The following is a 20,558-nucleotide window of genomic DNA, read 5'->3' as shown; positions in this document are numbered from 1 at the left end:
TTCTTGAACTGACTCGTTAGGCCACCAAGCTGGCTGCCAATGCAACTACGCGAAATCCGGGGGCGACTAGACTGCGGTAACGACAGTAAAACTATAAGAACAGGAGGTCCTTGCCGTGAAAGTTGCTCCCGTCCAATCCCCCCAGAGTGTCAAAGACCAGGTCAGTGCCGCCGAGTGGCAGACCCGCGTCGACCTGGCGGCCTGTTATCGTCTGGTGGCCTCCCATGGTTGGGACGATCTGATCTTTACGCATATCTCGGCCAAGGTGCCGGGCACCGAAGATTTCCTGATCAACCCGTTCGGGCTGATGTTTCACGAGATCACTGCGTCGAGTCTGGTCAAGGTCGATCAGGCCGGCAACAAGCTGATGGACAGCCCTTACGAAATCAACCCGGCGGGTTACACCATTCACAGCGCCGTGCATGAAGTGCGTCACGATGTGGTGTGCGTGTTGCACACTCACACCGCTGCGGGTGTGGCGGTGTCGGCACAGAAGCAGGGCATTCTGCCGATCAGTCAGCAGTCATTGTTTGTGCTGTCCAGCCTTGCGTATCACGCCTACGAAGGCGTTGCCCTGAACCATGAAGAGAAGGCGCGCCTGCAAGCCGACCTGGGTGAAAACAATTTCCTGATGCTGCACAACCACGGCCTGCTGACCTGTGGCAGCACCATCGCCGACACGTTCCTGATGATGTTCACCTTTCAGCGCGCCTGCGATATCCAGGTGCTGGCGCAGAATGGTGGCGCCGAGCTGATTGCTATCGAGCCGCAGATTCTGGCGGGCGCCAAGGCGATGATTGCCGGCGTGACCAAAAGTGCTCAAGGGATGGGCGGCGCGTTGGCCTGGCCGGCGTTGCTGCGCAAACTCGATCAACTAGACCCGGGTTATAAATTCTAATGGCACTTGCCGAGATCCCCCTGTGTGTCTGGCGAAAGCGCGGCCAGACGTTCGTATTCCGTGGCCAGACCATCCATTACTGGACGGCGGGGCAGGGTGAGCCGTTGCTGCTCATCCATGGTTTCCCGACCGCCAGTTGGGACTGGCATTACTTGTGGCAACCGCTGGCGCAGCGCTATCGGGTAATTGCCTGCGACATGCTCGGCTTCGGCGACTCGGCCAAACCGGTCAATCACGAATACAGCCTGTTGGAGCAGGCCGATCTGCAACAGGCGTTGCTCGCGCACCTGAACGTCGAACAGCCGGTGCATGTGTTGGCCCACGATTATGGCGACAGCGTGGCTCAGGAGTTGTTGGCCCGGCATTACGAGACGCGCGTCGATATCGCCAGTTGTGTTTTCCTCAACGGCGGCCTGTTTCCTGAAACCCATCGCCCGGTGTTGATGCAAAAACTGTTGCTCAGCCCCTTGGGCTGGATGATCGGGAGAGCTTTTACCCGCGACGGACTGGTGAAAAGTTTCCGGCAGATATTTGGTCCGCACACTCGACCCACCGAAAGCGAGATGGACGATTTCTGGGGCCTGATCGACAGCAATCACGGCCCGCGAATCATGCATAAGCTCATCGCTTATATTCCTGAGCGGCGTGTTCAGCGCGAGCGTTGGGTCAGCGCCATGCAGCGTGGCGAGGTTCCGCTGCGGGTCATCGATGGTGAAGTCGATCCGATTTCCGGCGCGCACATGGTCAAGCGCTATCGGGAACTGGTCCCCAACCCGGACACGGTGCTGCTGCCTGATATTGGCCATTACCCGCAGACTGAAGCGCCGGCACAGGTGCTCAAGCATTATCAGGCGTTTCGGGATCGGCTGGTTTCTCCGCCGCGCAGGGCGGCCTGTTCCTGACTATCCCCCAGCCTTATCAAGCACTATTCAGCTTTACCTGTGTTTATTGTGACCAGCAGCCTGGTGCCTGACACTCGGACGTATTGTCCCTGGTCTGCTGGAGTTCCCCCCCATGAATGAGTCTGTGCGCTTCGAAGATAAAGTTGTGATCGTCACGGGGGCCGGCGGCGGCCTGGGCCGGGCTCACGCGCTGCTGTTCGCCAAACAGGGCGCCAAAGTGCTGGTCAATGATCTCGGCGGCTCGGCGCAAGGGGAAGGCGCCAACGCCTCGGCAGCCGACCGCGTAGTGGCGGAAATTCGTGAGGCGGGCGGCATCGCCGAAGCCAACCACGACTCCGTTACCGATGGCGACAAAATCGTCCAGCATGCCCTCGACGCCTTCGGCCGCATTGATGTCGTGGTCAATAACGCCGGGATCCTGCGCGACAAGACCTTCCACAAAATGGACGACGCCGACTGGGACCTGGTTTACCGCGTCCACGTCGAAGGCGCCTACAAAGTCACCCGCGCCGCCTGGCCGCACATGCGCGAGCAAAACTACGGCCGCGTGATTTTCACCGCATCCACCTCGGGCATCTACGGCAATTTCGGCCAGTCCAACTACGGCATGGCCAAGCTTGGCCTCTACGGCCTGACCCGCACACTCGCCATCGAAGGTCGCAAGAACAACATCCTGGTCAATGCCATCGCGCCCACCGGCGGCACTCGCATGACCGAAGGCCTGATTCCGCCGCAAGTGTTCGAGCAACTCAAGCCGGAACTGGTGAGCCCGTTGGTGGTGTACCTGGCCAGTGAAAACTGCCAGGAAACGTCCGGGTTGTTCGAAGTCGGTGGCGGCTGGATGGGCAAGGTGCGCTGGGAACGCAGCCTGGGCGCCGGGTTTGATCCGCGGGTGGGCTTCTCGCCGGAGGATGTGGCGGCGCAGTGGGAGCAGATTTGTGATTTCGAAGGGGCGGCGCATCCGAAGGACAATATTGAGGCGCTTAAAGAGATGATGGGGAATTTGCAGAGGTATTCGATTTGACGTTGATGTATTGCGTGGGGCTTGCCTGAGTCCTGCCAAGTCCCCCGATTTTCCCCTCGTCACAAAACCCTCGCCCATAAAAAAGGCCGCTGCAAACGCAGCGGCCAAAGCAAGACGTTGGATCAAGGAGCTACAAATCAACGTCAGTGAACACAGGGCGATCAATCGAAAAAGCGTCGATTCATCTGGATTCTGTCGCCAATGGCGTGGACTGAACACACGCCATAGATTCGCGCTTTCTGGCGGTTTGCCGTGAAAGCCCGGCAAGAATAAGCCGTTGAGCCGAAAGGAAAAACAGCGATTCGCGACATGCACTGTTGCAGTCTAAGCAATAGTCCCACGCGCCACGTCCCCTGTAGCAGCTGCTGCCATGCATTCTGCTGATAGTCCCCCATCCAGCCCATCCATACCCGGCGCAAACCCCCGTCCCATCCGGCTATTCATCCTTTAGAGGTACACCACGAATACCTCCTTGGTGCGCTTATCGCTCCCAACGTGCGGCAGTAGGGTGGGGCCTTCTGTCACTCACCGGGGAAGACGCATGACAAAAACAACAATGCGCGCCATCTTCACACCGCAAGCGCTGGCCGCTGCGGTTGCCTTGGGCTGCTGTGCCCAGGCGCAGGCTGTTGCGTTCAACATTGGCGAAATCGAGGGTACGTTCGACTCCTCGCTGTCCGTCGGCGCGAGTTGGGGCATGCGCGATGCCGATAGATCTTTGGTGGGCACCGTCAACGGCGGGACCGGTCAGTCTTCGACCGGTGATGACGGCCGGCTGAACTTCAAGAAAGGCGAAACCTTCTCCAAGATCTTCAAGGGCCTGCACGACCTCGAATTGAAATACGGTGACACCGGCGTCTTCGTCCGAGGCAAGTACTGGTACGACTTCGAGCTGAAGGACGAAGACCGCGAGTTCAAGCCGATCAGCGACAGTGGCCGCAAGGAAGGCGCCAAGTCCTCCGGTGCGCAGATTCTCGATGCCTTCGTTTATCACAACTATTCCATCGCCGATCTGCCGGGCACCGTGCGCGCCGGCAAGCAGGTGGTCAGCTGGGGTGAAAGTACCTTCATCGGTAACTCGATCAACAGCATCAACCCGATCGACGTCTCAGCGTTCCGTCGGCCGGGCGCCGAGATCAAGGAAGGGCTGATTCCGGTGAACATGCTGTTCGCCTCCCAGGGCCTGACTGATCAGCTCTCGGTGGAAGGTTTCTATCAACTGGAGTGGGACCAGACCGTCGTCGACAACTGCGGCACCTTCTTCGGCAACGACGTGGTGGCGGATGGTTGCAACAACAATTACACCGTCGGCAGTCCGGCGATTGCACCCTTGGCGCCCTTGGCATCGGCTTTCGGTCAGCCACTCCAGGTGACCCGCGAGGGCGTGGTCGTTCCCCGGGGTGGCGACCGAGATGCGCGGGATTCCGGGCAGTGGGGCACAGCATTGCGCTGGCTCGGTGACGACACCGAGTACGGCCTGTATTTCATGAACTACCACAGCCGCACGCCGACGGTCGGCACCACCACGGCCGGACTGTCGACACTGGCCAGCCTGCCGGGGATGGTGAGTGTGGCCAACCGCCTGGCGCCGGGCAGCGGTGCGGGACTGGCGCAAAGCGTGATGCTGGGGCGCGGTCAGTACTACCTCGAATACCCGGAAGACATTCGCCTTTACGGCGCAAGCTTCTCCACTACCTTGCCGACCGGCACCGCGTGGAGCGGCGAGATCAGCTATCGGCCGAATGCACCCGTGCAGGTCAGCACCAACGACCTGACCCTGGCCTTGCTCAACCCGATTGCCGGTGGCGCTGCATCACCGATCGCCACCACCCCGGGCGCTGACAACAAAGGCTATCGCCGCAAGGAAATCACGCAGATCCAGAGCACCCTCACGCAATTCTACGATCAAGTGTGGGGTGCCCAGCGCTTGACCCTGGTCGGCGAAGCGGCGGTGGTTCACGTTGGTGGCCTGGAGTCGCGCAGCAACCTGCGTTACGGCCGCGACTCGGTGTACGGCCAGTATGGTTTCGGCGGCGATACCGACGGTTTCGTCACCTCGACCTCCTGGGGCTACCGTGCCCGGGCGATCCTCGATTACGCCAACGTGATCGGCGGGATCAACCTCAAACCCAACCTGTCCTGGTCCCATGACGTCGCGGGTTATGGTCCCAACGGGCTGTTCAACGAAGGCGCCAAGGCCGTCAGCGTCGGTGTCGATGCCGACTACCGCAACACCTATACCGCGAGCCTGAGTTACACCGATTTCTTCGGCGGTGACTACAACACCCTGGAAGACCGTGATTTCCTGGCACTGAGCTTCGGCGTGAACTTCTGATCTGGCTGAGAAGGATGAATTTGATGCGCAAGATGATTCTGCAATGCGGCGCCCTGGCCTTGAGCCTGCTGGCGGCCAACGTGATGGCGGCGGTGTCGCCGGACGAAGCGAACAAACTCGGTACCTCCCTCACGCCGCTCGGCGCCGAGAAGGCCGGTAACGCCGACGGTTCGATCCCGGCGTGGACCGGTGGCATCCCGAAAAACGCCGGCGCGGTGGACAGCAAAGGCTTCCTGGATGACCCGTTCGCCAGCGAAAAACCGCTGTTCGTGATCACCCCCGCCAACGTCGACAAGTACAAGGACAAACTCTCGGAAGGCCAGGTGGCGATGTTCAAGCGCTACCCGGAAACGTACAAGATCCCGGTCTACCCGAGTCACCGCACCGTGGCCGTGCCACCGGAAATCTACGAGTCGGCCAAGCGCAGCGCGCTGAACGTGAACAGCATCAACGACGGTAACGGCCTGGCCAACTTCACTGGCAACCGCTACTACGCGTTCCCGATTCCGAAGAACGGCGTGGAAGTGTTGTGGAACCACATCACCCGTTATCACGGCGGTAACCTGCGACGCATCATTACCCAGGTGACGCCGCAGACCAACGGTAGCTACACGCCGATCCGCTTTGAGGAAGAGATCGCCGTTCCGCAATTGATGAAGGACCTGGACCCGGAAAAAGCCGCCAACGTGCTGACCTTTTTCAAGCAGTCGGTAACGGCGCCGGCGCGTCTGGCGGGGAACGTGCTGCTGGTGCACGAAACCCTCGATCAGGTGAAAGAACCGCGCCTGGCATGGATCTACAACGCCGGCCAACGTCGCGTGCGCCGCGCCCCGCAAGTCGCCTACGACGGGCCGGGCACTGCCGCTGACGGCCTGCGCACATCCGACAACTTCGACATGTTCTCCGGCGCGCCGGATCGCTATGACTGGAAACTGGTCGGCAAGAAGGAAATGTACATCCCCTACAACAGCTACAAACTCGACTCGCCAAGTCTCAAGTACGACGACATCATCAAGGCCGGCCACATCAACCAGGACCTGACCCGCTATGAACTGCACCGGGTCTGGGAAGTGATCGGCACGGTCAAGCCGAACGAGCGGCACATTTACGCCAAACGCCACATGTACATCGACGAAGACAGCTGGCAAGTGGCGCTGGTGGATCACTACGACGGTCGCGGTCAACTGTGGCGAGTGGCCGAGGGTCACGCCCAGTATTACTACGATCACCAGACCCAGGCGTACACACTGGAAGCGCTCTACGACATCATTGCCGGTCGATACATTGCGCTGGGGATGAAGAACGAAGAGAAGCACAGCTTTGAATTCGGCTTCGAAGCCAAGGCGGCGGACTACACGCCATCGGCGTTGCGTGCCGAGGGCGTCCGGTAAGGGCGTTGATACATTCGCAGTGCAGAAGGCGACCGGTGGGTCGCCTTTTTTATGGCTGCCAATCAGCGTTCTGAATACTTCTCAACAAGCGGGTTGGAGAGGGCTAGGGTTGCCGGACAATTATAAATAGGCACGCCGCAATGACCGCCATGACCCCGTGTCTTGACCGTTCTGGATTCCTGCCCCGTCTGTCCTCTCATCACCTGTCGCGTGATCGATTGACCGGTCCCTTGCTAGCGTCCACGTCCCGGGTGAAATTACTCTGCGCGCCCGCCGGCAGTGGCAAGACTGCGCTGCTCGCCGACTGCCTTTTACAGGCGCCGCCGCCATGCCGGGTGTGCTGGTTGCCGTTATCTGGCATAGCGATGAGCACGGTGGATTTTCGTCAGCGAGTGGCAGAAGCGCTGGGGCTGGCTTCGGCAGAAGAGCCGGCGATGCTCGGTGCGCTGGCTCGATTGCAGGTGCCGACCTGGCTGTTTCTCGATGACTATTGCCGCGTTCCGAACCCGGAACTCGATCAACTGCTGGATCGCATGCTGGCCGTCAGCAGCCCGGCGCTGACCTGGTGGCTGGGTGCCCGCCGTCGCCCGCAATGCAACTGGCCGCGGTTGCTGCTCGATGATGAATTGTACGAATGCGAGCGCGCCACGCTGGCCTTCAATCAAACGGAGATTGCCTCGCTGTTGCGCCACCTGACACCGTCCGATGCCAGCACCGCTGCCAGCAAGATTATCCAGCGCAGTGGCGGCTGGTGCGCCGGTGTACGCATTGCGCTGCTGCAAAAATGCGACTGGTCGCGCAACGACCCGCATCACAGCCGACCTGACACATTGCTCGATTACCTCGAGCACGAACTGTTTTCCGGCCTGACCCCGGAGTTGACGGAAGCCTGGCGGGTACTCGCGCATTTGCCACGCTTCAACGCTCGGCTGTGCGATCACCTGTTTGGCGCAGGGGAGGGCGCGCAATGCCTGAAGACGTTGCAGGATCTGGGGTGCTTTATCGAGCCCTGGCAGGACTCCGCCGACTGGCTGCAGATCTTCTCCCCACTCACGCAATTGATGCGCGATGAACAATGGCCGGCCGGACGTTCCTGGCATCGCCGTGCCTGTCAGTGGTTTGCCGCCGAGCAGGACTGGAAAGCTGCGTTCGAACAGGCCTTGCTGGCCGAAGAGTTCGAGGTCGCGGTCAGCCTGTTGCAGCATTTCAGTTTCGAGCATTTATTCGAGGAGCAGACCGTCGTGCTGTTGTTGCGGTTGTACGAGCAACAAGGTGACGCGCTGATGTACGGTTCGCCGCAACTGGTCGGGTTGATCACGGCGGCGTCGTTGTTTGCCGGGCGGTTTGAGCAAGCCGCCGATTGCATCGAGCAGTTGTCACGATTCATCCCGCAGCCCTCGGCGATTCTGCAGCGGCAACTGATCGCACGGTGGCAGGCGCAGCAGGGTTGGCTGCTGCATCTTCAAGGGCGGATGGACAGTTCAAGCGCGCATTTTCTCGATGCGCTGAATGTGCTCGGTCCTGACCTCTGGCCTGTGCGCTTGATGTGCCTGTCGGGTTTGACGCAACAGGCCCTGCTCAGGGGCGAGCTCGAAGTGGCACAAGCCATCAATCGCGATGCGTTGTGCCTGGCGCGTGCGCAAGGCTCGCTGGTTTTCGAAGGGCTGCTGGAACTTGATCATGCGCAATTGCTGGAGCAACGTGGTGCTCCCCAGCGCGCAGAACACCTGCTTGCGAATGTCCATGAGTTACTGAGTCAGTCCGTCGAGCAACCTGTGCCATTGCTGGGGCGAATCGCACTGCGTCGTGGTCGGGTTGCATTGTGCCAAGGACTCGATGAACTCGCCGAGGCGTTCTTTCGGACCGGCCTGGAGCAGTGTTTGCGCAGCCACGACAAGCGCGTACTGTACGGCTTTCTCGGTCTGGCACAATTGGCGGCCAATCAGTGCGACTATGCCCGGGCGTTTGTCTTGCTGCGTGATGCAGAGAGACTGATGCAGCAACGGCACATTCCAGACACGGTTTATCGCGGGGTCCTGCTGCAGGTCAGTAGTCATTTCTGGTTACAGCAAAATCGTCCTCAGCTGGCCCATGAAGCCTTGACTCGCGTACTGCGCCATTATCGAGGCCCCCGCGCACGACAAGCCCCCCCTGCGACACTGGAACTCATTCCACGTATCGAATACTTGCTGGCGATCGCTGATACCCGACTTGATCCGGCCAGTGCCCCCTTGGCCGAGCTTCAACATTCATTGGTCGTAGCGCAGCAGCAAGGGATGGTTAACCTGGAAGCCGAATTGTATCTGGCGCTCGCTCAAGTCGAATGGTTAGCGGGCCATGTCACTCAATCTCGAGAAATCTTGCAAAGAGGGTTGTCCCTGATTGAGCGCTGCAATTTGCAGCAGTCACTGCGTGAGCTTAGTCTGCGCGAGCCCGAACTTTTTTCATCTTGTATGCTGAGTAAAACACAGTTGACGGAAGGCAGCCTGTTGAGTTGCCGTGAGTTAGAAGTGTTGATGTTAATTGCTCAAGGTAATTCAAATCAGCAAATTGCCGAACAGCTTTTTATATCAGTGCACACGGTGAAGACACATGCGCGAAGAATTCATGGGAAGCTGGGGGTTGAACGTCGAACGCAAGCAGTAGCGAAAGCAAAACTTCTGAACTTGTGGTGATAAACATGGGTTGAAATAAACCGCTTCTTCATTTTTGAAAAGTTAGTCGATAGAGTTGGTGGCGTCGTTGGGGTGGCTGGAGCTGCTCCGATCATTAACTCTATAAAGGGATTTTGAATATGGGAAAGGTTTATACAAGTTTGATGTTTGATACTCTGGGGCTTAAAACCAGTGCTGCCAATGAGCTGGAACGAGCTGCATTATCGGGTGAACACTTGATTAGTGTATTGAAAGCCATTCCTTCGTTTAAAGCGATGGTGCGTGAACGGTTGCTCGAGAAAGTCCATGCCTTGAATCCATCTGCCGATATAGACAGGGTTTTCATTAATCGAGGTGCTTATGCCGAAGATCTTGGAAACCGGCCAGCGGGGTCTTTGTTGGATGTGTTTTTTGAGTGTGTGAGTAACGGCATTTTTCCGTCGTATGTGATCGGTGATGACGGTGTTTATGATCGCCCTGATACCAATGCCAATGAATTCAGGGTCGCGGGCCTGGATATTGCCAACGTTGAAAATATTCTGGATCAATCGCTCCGGTATATGCACACGGAACATCAGGCAGCCTTGAAGAAATATTGGGCCACACCTTCCATGGGAAATTCAGGTGGCACTCAAAAAAATATTTTGCAAGATGCCATGGTTTGCACGCTGTTGTCGGAGTTGTCTCTGAGTGTTATTGGCGGAGTAATAGAAGAGTACCAAGGACGCCGTGTTGCTGATATTTCGCTGTCGGGTGGCGGACAATCCATATACAGAGTGTCGAGCAACAAAGAAAACATCGATAATCGTCTGACCGCCTGTTTTGTGGTGCATACCAGCGGCCTATCGCCTTCGGAACTCTCGCTTGACGATGACCTGTATGGCTATGTGTCCTATATGCCGGGCTACGGTTTCGAGTATTTCCACTCCAGCAATGAGCTGCACGCCGCGCTTTGCTCGCGACTGAACGTTCCTGGGAGTGATATCAAATACATTAATCTGGAAGTGAGTGTATTTGAGCATTTTACCGATGTCCGGTTGAAGTCTCAGAAAGCCGAATTTACGAAGTTGTTTGGCCTGCAAGAAGTGTATGGTCCACTCCGGTTGGCTGCACTGGAAACAGTCCAGTCCATGGCGACGATAAAAAACGATTGGCTGTCGCAGTTGGAAGCGCTGCGAGTCGCCATAAAACGTACTGAATGGCCGACATGGTTGACCTCCGCTTCCAAGGAAATACAGGAGCGTTATGAAGAGCTGGACTATTCACAGCTCAAGTATCAACAGGAGTTTAAAAAGGCTTTCGACAAGTTTTTTTCGCTGAATGAATATGCGCGTAAGCGAGTTTCGCAGTGGAGTCAGAGTGCTTGGGGCGTCCAATGCGACTCGGACACCGTGCAGGTACACAGTCGATATGAAATCAAGGTCGAAGAAAAAACGATCATCCAGGAAGATAGCCGAACACTTACAGAGTTTGTTGCTTTTGGTCTGCACGACGCGGGTCACAGAGTTTCGCTTCGTCTGGAGGGCGCCGAATCCTTGGCTGGCCTCAGCGCCGCCAAGCTGGAGGGCTGGCTGCAGACCGTCGATGTGCGGACGGACTTCGTCGACATGCAATCGTCCGTGCCACCCGGGGAGTATTTCGAGGCCTTGCGCAATCAGCAGCGCAGCAAGATTGAATATGAACTGTTTGTCGCACGTTACACCGGCAAATTCAATGACGCCGACGTGAACCTGGTCAATCGCGGGATGCTGGGAGACTCGGGGGTTACCGTAAACGGTGTGAATATTGAAGAGGCCATTTATCCGCTGCAGGACGTGCTGGTTTTTCAAGGCCAGCAAGCCTCTTATGGCGCGCAGCAAGTATTCTTGAGAAACCCCCAAGGACGGTACGAGTTTTTACGTTTTAACAATTTTGCCGATTTTGCAGTTCGTCTTAAGAGCTGGATGGTTGAAGATCCTGCGTACGCTAACTCGCTTTTCAATCCCAATGACCAGTTCCGTATGAGCGAAGTAATGCGCAGGGCACGAGGATGGCAACATACCGTGGATGCAATTCCGGTTAGGCTTGCACCTCTGAAAAGCACTACGCAAAGTGCACCGGATGGATTTGCATTAATGGCTTATCGGTGGACACTCGCTGAAATCAACCGTCTGGCTCCATTGAATTACCGGCGCGCGCAGCGCACTTTACGCCAGCAGCATGCCCGACTCAGCACCGAACTCAAGGCCCTGTATACACTGGAGGCTCGTGAACTCGGATTTCCTTCTTTTGAAGAATGTTCCCGCAACCTGATTAAAAGCAAAGTCGAAGAGGTGCTTCGCGCCAGCGGCAGTTACGTCACTGTCGACCCTGATCTGATTTACGTACAGATAAGCGCCGATGAGCAGATGTCTCTGACGAACCTGATCGTCGAAGGACGTAGCTTCGAACCGAATTACAGTCCTCAGCCGCTTCCTGGGTCTTACCCGAAGTTTTATGTGGCTTCGGGGCATCCTGCCATTGATGAACTTGATATTCGCCATATTTCCAGTTGGTCTAAAACGTTGCGTTCGGGTGATAAATATATCGATCTGCTCAAGTCCGATTATTTAACGTATGGTCTTCCTGCTGGAAAAATCAGGCGAGAAGTGAACTTCAAACGGGTTGTTGGCGAGATGCATCGAGATGTGCTGTCTCAGTATTTTGAAGGCAGGTTGAGTGCTGATCAATTCACAGGGTTGACTAGCCTTGTTACGGGTCTTCAAGTACCCGAAGCTCAAAAAATCTCGGATCCTGTTGTCGACAGCGAAAGTGTCTATAGATTTCGTCTGGAAAAAACACGGAACGTTGAAGGTGTCTACATATTCAGAGCCCGTGTAGGGGGGCGTCTCGAAGATTTTCTATACACGCCAGAGGCGCCAGACGGTATCGCATTCCGCCTCGCGAGCAGCTTTGCCTGGTCCATTCGGGATCGCAATGGGCTGTTAAGAGACTACTACATCAACCGAGTTACAATACTCGACAAGAAAATCGTCAATGATTATTTCGACCAACTGGTAGCGACCGTCGATACGGTGATGCCGCCACAACCTCTGGTCGGTATGAGGGTCCGGGACTTACGTACCGCTTACGAACTTAAAATCAATCGAGTGATTGACGACATTGACGCGCAGACGACAAGCCTCAACGAAATCATTGCGGGGCTGATTTACGATAATGTCTTGTTGGCCGCAACCATTATAAGTCTGGTGGTGCCTCCCGTCGGCTTGTTGGTTACCGCCGTTGAAGTGAGTAAAAGCTTCTACGATGGTGTAAAGGCTCAATATTATGGCGATTACGATGCGTCGTTTACCCACTTCAAAGACGCTCTTGTAGGTCTCGCGACACTGGGTAAGGGGACTTTGGGCGGGGAGAAAGTTACGAAGGTGCAGAAAGGCTTGATTCACTTGATGGGCGAAGCGAAGTCTGTGGTGAGTCTGGCTGCCAAGGTTACGGGGCAGAAGCTGGGGCATGAGCGCCTTCTGGAAATTGTCCAGCAGGTACTTGATGAAGAAAATGCCAGCAGGAGCAAAACTTCGCTGATTTGATTCAAGGTTGGTGAATGCCCGTCTGATAATGAGTTGAATCAGGCGGGTCGAATGTGTTCATACCCCATCCGCCAACTCACGGCCCGTGTCGCCGCCAGCAATCGCTGCGCCGCCGGGCCGTTTTCGTCAGCGTGAAACAGTGAGGTCGGGCCGACAATGGTCAAGACCGCCGCCACGTTCCCCACCGCGTTGAATACCGGTGCCGACAAGGCGTCCACCCCCGGCATCAATAACCCATGCACATGATGCAGGCCACGTTCGCGGATCTGTTCGCACAACTCCGCATACGCCTGATCATTCGCCAAGGCGTGGTCGGCAGTGTCTTTCAGTTCCTGATCGCGCAAGTCCACGGTTTCGCGCTTGGGTAGAAACGCGCCAAACACCAGGCCGGTGGACGAGCTGAGCAACGGCAGCACCGAACCCAATTGCGTCACCACCGTCACCGCACGCACCGCCGGTTCGATGTGCACCACGGTCGCGCCTTGATTGCCCCATACCGCCAGAAAGCAGGTTTCGTTCAGTTCATCGCGCAACTCGGCCAAGGGCAGGGCGGCGACTTTCAGCACGTCCATACTGTTGAGGGCGGCGAGGCCGACGCGCAAGGCTTCACGGCCCAGGCCGTAGTGATTAGTCGCTGCGTTTTGTTCGGCAAAACCGCTGGCGATCAGCGCCTGCAAATAACGATGGACCTTGCTCGCTGGCATCTGCACGTGTTCGGCCAGGCGCGACAATGAGGTCGAGGGCGACAACTCGGCCAGGGCCTTGAGGATGTCGGTACCGACCTCGGCCGAGCGGACTTTCTGCTTATCGTTGTTGCGCGGCGTTTCCATGGAGGCGATGTGATCCCGGGACGAATGGGCGTCTTTATAGCTTGACGGTCAATACCAATCAAATTACGTTATGCGTAATCGAATTACGATAAAAATAACCCTGGCGTGCCGAGACCTCTGCAGCAGAGCGACAGGCCATTGCCTACTCCCTGTTCAGGAGGCTCCATGAACCTCGATTCAACGGCGCCAGCGCTGGCTTATCAGTCAGGCTTCGGCAACGAATTCAGCAGCGAAGCGTTGCCCGGCGCACTGCCCGTCGGCCAGAACTCCCCGCAAAAAGCCCCTTACGGCCTCTACACTGAACTGTTCTCCGGCACCGCGTTCACCATGGCCCGCAGCGAAGCGCGACGCACCTGGATGTACCGCATTCAGCCGTCGGCCAACCACCCGGCGTTCGTCAAACTGGAGCGGCAACTGGCCGGTGGTCCGTTGGGGGAAGTGACTCCCAATCGCCTGCGCTGGAACCCGTTGGACATCCCGACCGAGCCGACCGACTTCATCGACGGGCTGGTGAGCATGGCCGCCAACTCGGGCGCGGAAAAACCCGCCGGGATCAGCATCTACAGCTACCGCGCCAACCGTTCCATGGAACGCGTGTTCTTCAATGCCGACGGTGAACTGTTGCTGGTGCCCGAGCAGGGTCGCCTGCGCATCGCCACCGAACTGGGCCTGCTGGACCTGGAGCCGCTGGAAATCGCCGTGCTGCCGCGCGGTCTGAAATTCCGCGTCGAATTGCTTGACCCGCACGCTCGCGGCTACATCGCTGAAAACCACGGCGCACCACTGCGCCTGCCGGATCTGGGGCCGATCGGCAGCAATGGTCTGGCCAACGCGCGAGACTTCCTGACCCCCGTCGCGCATTACGAAAACCTCAAGCAACCGACCACCCTGGTACAGAAATTCCTCGGCCAGTTGTGGGGCTGCGAGCTCGATCATTCACCACTGAACGTGGTCGCCTGGCACGGCAATAACGTGCCTTACAAATACGACCTGCGCCGTTTCAACACCATCGGCACGGTCAGTTTCGATCACCCGGATCCCTCGATCTTCACCGTCCTGACCTCGCCGACCAGTGTCCACGGTCTGGCCAATCTGGACTTCGTGATCTTCCCGCCACGCTGGATGGTGGCCGAGAAAACCTTCCGGCCACCGTGGTTCCACCGCAACCTGATGAACGAATTCATGGGCCTGATCAAGGGCGAGTACGACGCCAAGGCCGAAGGCTTCTTGCCCGGCGGCGCGTCGTTGCACAGTTGCATGAGTGCTCATGGCCCGGATGGCGAAACCTGCACCAAGGCAATCAACGCTGACTTGGCGCCGGCGAAAATCGACAACACCATGGCGTTCATGTTCGAGACCAGCCAGGTGCTGCGCCCGAGCCGTTTCGCCCTGGATTGCCCGCAACTGCAAACCAATTACGACGCCTGCTGGGCCTCGCTGCCCGCCACTTTCGACCCGACCCGGAGATAACCCATGACTCAGACTTCCATCACTCGTAGCTGGGTTTCTTCCGCCAACGGACACGCTGATTTCCCACTGCAAAACCTGCCGCTGGGCGTGTTCAGCGTAAAAGGTTCGGCACCGCGCAGCGGTGTGGCCATTGGCGAACATATTTTTGATCTGGAAGCGGCACTGGACGCCGGCCTGTTCGACGGCCTGGCAAAAACCGCCGTAGAAGCCACCCGTGGCGGCCAGCTCAATGCGTTTTTCGAATTGGGCCGTGAGGCTCGCGTGGCGCTGCGCGAACGTCTGCTGGAACTGTTCGCTGAAGGCAGCACCCTGCATGGCAAGATCGAAGCCCAAGGCGCAAAACTGCTGCCACTGGCGGCGAATTGCGAGATGCACCTGCCGGCGAAAATAAACGATTACACCGACTTCTACGTCGGCATCGAGCACGCACAGAACGTCGGCAAACTGTTCCGTCCCGACAACCCTTTGCTGCCGAACTACAAGTACGTACCGATTGGTTATCACGGTCGTGCCTCGACCATTCGCACCTCCGGCACCGACGTTCGCCGCCCGAAAGGCCAGACCTTGCCGGCCGGTCAGACCGAGCCGACCTTCGGCCCGTGCGCACGCCTGGATTACGAACTGGAACTGGGCATCTGGATCGGCCCGGGCAACGAGATGGGCGACTCGATCGCCATTGGTGATGCGGCCGATCACATTGCCGGTTTCTGCCTGCTCAACGACTGGTCGGCGCGCGACATCCAGGCTTGGGAATACCAGCCGCTGGGGCCGTTCCTGTCAAAAAGCTTTATCACCAGCATCTCGCCGTGGGTAGTGACGGCCGAAGCGCTGGAGCCGTTCCGCCGTGCTCAGCCGGCACGTCCGGAAGGCGATCCACAGCCGTTGCCGTATCTGTTCGACAAGCGCGATCAAGCCGCAGGAGCGTTCGATATCGAGCTGGAAGTGCTGTTGCTCACCGAAGGCCTGCGCGAGCAAAAACTCCCGGCCCATCGCCTGACCCTCAGCAACACCAAACATATGTACTGGACCGTGGCGCAAATGGTCGCGCACCACAGCGTCAACGGCTGCCAGTTGCAGGCCGGTGACCTCTTTGGTTCGGGCACGTTATCGGGGCCGGAAAGCGGTCAATTCGGCAGCTTGCTGGAAATCACCGAAGGCGGGAAAAAGCCGATCGAGCTGGCGTCGGGCGAGGTGCGCAAATTCCTCGAAGACGGCGACGAAATCATCCTGCGCGCCCGTTGCAGCCGCGACGGTTTTGCCTCCATCGGTTTCGGCGAATGCCGTGGCAAAGTGATCGCGGCGCGCTAAGAGGATCCGGTCATGGAGCTTTATACCTACTACCGTTCGACGTCGTCGTACCGGGTGCGCATCGCGTTGGCGCTCAAGAGCCTGGATTACCAGGCCCTGCCGGTCAACCTGATCGCACCGCCAGGTGGCGAGCATCGGCAAGCGCCGTATCTGGCCATCAACCCACAAGGGCGCGTGCCGGCCTTGCGAACCGATGAAGGCGAACTGTTGATCCAGTCACCGGCGATCATCGAGTACCTGGAGGAACGTTATCCACAGGTGCCGTTGCTGTCCAAAGACCTGGCCGCGCGCGCTCACGAGCGTGGTGTTGCGGCGGTAATCGGCTGCGACGTGCATCCGCTGCATAACGTCAGCGTGCTCAACAAGCTGCGGCAGTTGGGCCACGATGAACCGCAGGTGGTGGAGTGGATCGGGCACTGGATCAGCCAGGGGCTGGCGACGGTGGAGCAGTTGATCGGTGATGACGGTTACTGCTTTGGCAACGAACCGGGCTTGGCGGATGTGTATCTGATCCCGCAGCTCTATGCCGCCGAACGTTTCAATATTTCGCTTGAGGCGTATCCACGGATTCGCCGAGTGGCGGCGTTGGCAGCTACGCATCCGGCGTTCATCAAGGCGCATCCGGCGAATCAGCCCGATACGCCATGAGTCGTAAGCGCCTGTGTTCTCGTCAGCGAGCCCGAGCCTGGATCATGCGCAACCCCCAACCAGTGACATAGGTCCCGTCCGGTTGTTCCAGTGTGCTGATTGACGTGCTTAAACGTTCCTTCAATTGCACTCTGGCGGCCGGGGTCAACCGGTCGATGTCGTAAGTCTCGCTGAGCGATTGCCAGAGTTCGGCGAAGTCTGGCTGCCAGGACACGTCGATGTCTTCAAAGGTCACGGCCTCAAAATCCTTGTTGAACAACTCCAGCCAACCGGTTTCAGTGCGCATGCGCGGATCACCCATCGGCAAATGCGCCAGGGCATCTTGCGCGGCGACTTCGCGAAACACCTGCGAATAGGTTTCTCCCACTGGCCCCAGGAGAAAACCGCGACCGACGATGGCGACAACGGTGCCTTCCTTGCGGAGCACTCGGTGTATTTCGCCAAGCACCCTTTCTATGTCATCCATCAACATCAGCGCGAGATGCGAGACTACGACGTCGACACTGGCGGTAGTGATTGACAACGCCTGGGCGCGCTCCTTGAGGAGGCGAACATCGTTCGGCAGCTTCGAACGGGCCACATCCAATTCAGTTTGGCTCATGTCCACACCGATCAGGTGCAGGCGGCCGGGGCAAAGTTCGTCGAGTAGCTTGAGCAAGTAACCGTTGCCGCAAGCCAGATCCAGTACGGTCAAGGGGGAAGACGAGGGGAGGAGTGTTGCGGCCAGTGCCGCGTAAGACGATTCATGCCGGTCGCTGCGCAAATGGGCAAATGCTGCGCTGGTGGTGCCAGGTCGGCGTTGGTGGAAGTCCTCGAAGAAACGTTCCGCAGGGGAAGGGGAGTACATGGCGGCTTCATCCAGATGACGAAAAAATGCAGAGCGCCAGTGGAGCACCCATGGCGTCAATGCACAATCGAGTTGGGCGGCAAATGCCCCAGTCGTTCAGTCAGGCGAATCCGCTGGATCGGGTCATCACTGAGCAGCAGCGCATGCTCCAGGTCGAAACGCTCGGCGTTCGGGCAATCCAGCCGTTGATAGAGGCTGGCCCGGGCGAGGTAATCGGCGGCGTTGGCGTTGCCCAGTGCCAGCACGCGTTCAGCGTCGATCAAGGCGCCGATGTAGTCATCGTGGGCAAGGTGCAACTGACGCAGATTGCGTGACAGCCGTTGCAGCATCTGCACCGGGTCGGCGGTCAGCATGTGCTCGGCGTTGAGTTGCATGTTCGGGCCGTACTGGCGTTGCAGCAGTTCACGGCAATCATTGGGGTACAAGCGGCGGCCACCGCAGGGGTCCAGCAGATGATCGGCGCCCGGCACCCGCAGCAGGAAATGGCCGGGGAAATTGACCCCGACCAAAGGGATCTCCAGGCGCTTGGCCAACTCCAGTGCGATCAGCCCCAGGGACAACGGCTGGCCGCGCCTGAGTTCCAGCACTTTGTTGAGCAGGGCCACTTGCGGGCGCAACGGGGTGAAATCGTCCTGGGCGAACCCCAGGTCATTCATGCGCCGCAGCAGCGGCTGGGCCAGTTCGCTCACCGGCAGCATCGGCAAGCCATGGCTGACCCGCTGTTGCAGGTCTCGGAAGTCTGCCAGCACTTTCTCGGGATCCACCTCTTTGTCATGTTCGGCCGCCATCCACAGCGCGGCCTCGAACAGCGCGGGTGGTGATCGTTGCAGGCAGTCAAAAAAACGTTGGCGCGGCGTCATCGAAATCTCCGGGCAATGCCTCGTTTTAGCCCCGTCGCCGGCATTCGTCCAGTACCGCACACATGAGGTCGCAGGTTATGCCCGAAAGCCTGCAATGCAGCGCCGCTTATTCCGGTGCGCTTCTGCAAATTTTGGGCGCAAGCCTATACTGGCGACTACAAGAAGTGATTCGGGAGCCCGACGATGTTCGCTCTCATGCAAAGCACTCGCCTTGAATCGCTGCATCTGAGCGTCGACCCGGTCACCGGGTTGAAGGCGGTCATTGCCATTCATAGCAGCCGCCTGGGGCCTGCCCTGGGGGGATGTCGTTACCTTGCCTATCCCAGCGACGAGTCTGCGGTCGAGGATGCCATTCGCCTGGCGCAGGGCATGAGTTACAAAGCTGCGTTGGCCGGCCTGGCGCAGGGCGGCGGGGTGGCGGTAATTGTTCGACCGGTCCATGTGGAAAACCGCGCGGCGCTGTTCGAAGCCTTCGGCCGCTGCATCAATCAGCTCGACGGGCGCTACATCACGGCGATCGACAGCGGCACCTCGGTGGCGGACATGGATTGCATCGCCCAACAGACCCAACACGTCACCAGCACCACCTCGGCGGGCGACCCCGCGCCACACGCTGCGATGGGGGTGTTCACCGGCATCCGTGCCACCGCCATGGCCCGTCTGGGCAGCGATAACCTCGAAGGCCTGCGAGTGGCCATCCAGGGGCTGGGTAACGTCGGTTATGCCTTGGCCGAACAGCTGCATGCGGCCGGTGCCGAACTGCTGGTCAGCGACATTGATCATGGCAAGGTGCAATTGGCGATGGAGCAATTGGGCGCTCACCCGATCGCCAATGACGCGTTGCTCAGTACACCGTGCGACATTCTCGCGCCCTGCGGCCTGGGCGGTGTGCTCAACAGCCACAGCGTGACGCAACTGCGCTGCTCGGCAGTGGCCGGTTCTGCGAACAATCAGCTGACCCATCTGGAAGTCGCCGATCAACTGGAGCGGCGCGGCATTTTGTATGCGCCGGATTACGTGATCAATTCCGGCGGGCTGATCTACGTTTCACTCAAACACCGTGGCGAAGAGCTCACAACCATTACCGCCCACCTGTCGAAAATCGCCTCGCGGCTGACCGAAGTCTTCGCCCATGCCCAGGCGGAAAAACGCTCTCCGGCACGGGTGGCGGACGAGTTGGCGGAAAAAGTGCTGTACCGCTGAGCCATGCCTTTACTGCAGACATGAAAAAGGCCCTGAGTCCATTGGACTCAGGGCCTATTCAATTCGGGCATTGTTTACTTCGGTGTCTTGGCGGCTTTGGCTGGCTTGGTCGGCGCAGCGGCTTCACCCTCTTCGACCGGTTCAACCTTTTCAACCACTTCAACCGGCGCATTCAGCAGTTCGGACAATGCGTCCGGCTGGCTCTTGAATGCCTTGGCAAATACATCGCGATTCTTCGCCATGTAGATCCCGGCTTCTTCCACTTGCTGTTCGGTCAGGGACGGAACGGCTTTCTGCAACACTTCAGCCAGCAATTCAGCCAGTTCGAGCATTTTGTCATGACGGTCAGCTTCGGCTTTATCCATGAACAAGCGCTCCAGATCTCGGCTGCTGCGGTATACCACTTCGACGGCCATTCACCACCTCACATGCCTTCACATTAGTTGTCTGTTTCGACCACTGTATTTATATACAGCGAAAAGGATAAGCGAATCCCTGCGCTTTGGGTAGTGGCTTTTTAATGTAGACCGAAATCAGCATTTGTCAGTTAAACCGTGTTGCTCCCTTCGCGGGCAAGCCTCGCTCCTACAGGTTGATGTGATCTGTAGGAGCGAGGCTTGCC

Annotated in this window: 14 protein-coding genes and 1 pseudogene; 11 read left to right on the top strand and 4 right to left on the bottom strand. The window is 58.2% G+C overall.

The window, feature by feature from the left end:
• Positions 1-115: 115 nt before the first annotated feature.
• From QMX98_RS15595 to QMX98_RS15565, 7 genes are all read left to right on the top strand, one after another.
• A complete protein-coding gene (locus QMX98_RS15595; protein ID WP_010463216.1) occupies positions 116-898 on the top strand; it encodes a class II aldolase/adducin family protein in 783 nt (260 codons plus the stop codon).
• Positions 898-1,800, top strand: coding sequence for an alpha/beta hydrolase (locus tag QMX98_RS15590; protein ID WP_154503155.1), 903 nt, complete (start codon positions 898-900; stop codon positions 1,798-1,800). The genes QMX98_RS15595 and QMX98_RS15590 overlap by 1 nt, the downstream gene beginning before the upstream one ends.
• 112 nt (positions 1,801-1,912) lie before the next feature.
• Positions 1,913-2,824: an SDR family oxidoreductase gene (locus tag QMX98_RS15585; protein WP_010463212.1), complete on the top strand. Its 912-nt coding sequence runs from the start codon at positions 1,913-1,915 to the stop codon at positions 2,822-2,824.
• A gap of 541 nt (positions 2,825-3,365) precedes the next feature.
• The gene (locus tag QMX98_RS15580) at positions 3,366-5,159 is read left to right on the top strand and encodes a DUF1302 domain-containing protein (RefSeq protein WP_042932362.1); all 1,794 of its coding nucleotides are present in this window, start codon (positions 3,366-3,368) and stop codon (positions 5,157-5,159) included.
• Between the two features lie 23 nt (positions 5,160-5,182).
• Positions 5,183-6,550: a DUF1329 domain-containing protein gene (locus tag QMX98_RS15575; protein ID WP_282411017.1), complete on the top strand. Its 1,368-nt coding sequence runs from the start codon at positions 5,183-5,185 to the stop codon at positions 6,548-6,550.
• 140 nt (positions 6,551-6,690) lie between these two features.
• Positions 6,691-9,225 (top strand): LuxR C-terminal-related transcriptional regulator, encoded by a 2,535-nt coding sequence (locus QMX98_RS15570; protein ID WP_282411016.1) that lies wholly within the window; start codon positions 6,691-6,693, stop codon positions 9,223-9,225.
• A 119-nt stretch (positions 9,226-9,344) separates the two neighbouring features.
• Entirely contained in the window at positions 9,345-12,770 is a 3,426-nt protein-coding gene (locus tag QMX98_RS15565; protein WP_282411015.1) for a DUF6543 domain-containing protein, read from the top strand.
• Positions 12,771-12,808: 38 nt separating this feature from the next.
• Here QMX98_RS15565 and QMX98_RS15560 read toward each other — a convergent pair whose 3' ends face one another.
• A complete protein-coding gene (locus QMX98_RS15560; RefSeq protein WP_282411014.1) occupies positions 12,809-13,600 on the bottom strand; it encodes an IclR family transcriptional regulator in 792 nt (263 codons plus the stop codon).
• Positions 13,601-13,765: 165 nt separating this feature from the next.
• Here QMX98_RS15560 and hmgA point away from each other — a divergent pair, with 165 nt between their 5' ends.
• Genes hmgA through maiA form a run of 3 tightly spaced genes read left to right on the top strand, consistent with a single transcriptional unit; the run spans position 13,766 to position 17,026 of the window.
• Complete coding sequence (gene hmgA / locus QMX98_RS15555) at positions 13,766-15,070, top strand: homogentisate 1,2-dioxygenase (RefSeq protein ID WP_102594597.1); 1,305 nt, start codon at positions 13,766-13,768, stop codon at positions 15,068-15,070.
• Between the two features lie 3 nt (positions 15,071-15,073).
• Positions 15,074-16,378, top strand: coding sequence for a fumarylacetoacetase (gene fahA / locus QMX98_RS15550; RefSeq protein WP_282411013.1), 1,305 nt, complete (start codon positions 15,074-15,076; stop codon positions 16,376-16,378).
• A gap of 12 nt (positions 16,379-16,390) precedes the next feature.
• A complete protein-coding gene (maiA, locus tag QMX98_RS15545) occupies positions 16,391-17,026 on the top strand; it encodes a maleylacetoacetate isomerase (RefSeq protein ID WP_282411012.1) in 636 nt (211 codons plus the stop codon).
• A gap of 22 nt (positions 17,027-17,048) precedes the next feature.
• Here the strand turns inward: maiA and QMX98_RS15540 are convergent, their stop codons facing one another.
• Entirely contained in the window at positions 17,049-17,873 is an 825-nt protein-coding gene (locus QMX98_RS15540) for a class I SAM-dependent methyltransferase (protein ID WP_282411011.1), read from the bottom strand.
• Positions 17,874-17,929: 56 nt separating this feature from the next.
• Positions 17,930-18,733, bottom strand: coding sequence for a transglutaminase family protein (locus QMX98_RS15535; protein WP_282411010.1), 804 nt, complete (start codon positions 18,731-18,733; stop codon positions 17,930-17,932).
• Positions 18,734-18,916: 183 nt separating this feature from the next.
• Here QMX98_RS15535 and QMX98_RS15530 point away from each other — a divergent pair, with 183 nt between their 5' ends.
• On the top strand, positions 18,917-19,936 hold the full coding sequence (locus QMX98_RS15530) for a Glu/Leu/Phe/Val dehydrogenase dimerization domain-containing protein (RefSeq protein ID WP_010463187.1): 1,020 nt from the start codon (positions 18,917-18,919) through the stop codon (positions 19,934-19,936).
• Between the two features lie 176 nt (positions 19,937-20,112).
• Here the strand turns inward: QMX98_RS15530 and QMX98_RS15525 are convergent.
• A pseudogene (locus QMX98_RS15525) lies at positions 20,113-20,352 on the bottom strand (YebG family protein); the annotation flags it as partial.
• Positions 20,353-20,558 lie beyond the last annotated feature (206 nt).

Origin of the sequence: Pseudomonas sp. PS02303 (genome assembly GCF_029959925.1) — a bacterium.
GTDB lineage: Bacteria > Pseudomonadota > Gammaproteobacteria > Pseudomonadales > Pseudomonadaceae > Aquipseudomonas > Aquipseudomonas mandelii.
Note: the sequence above shows the minus strand (reverse complement) of the source record. Positions and strands in the feature narration are given on the sequence as shown.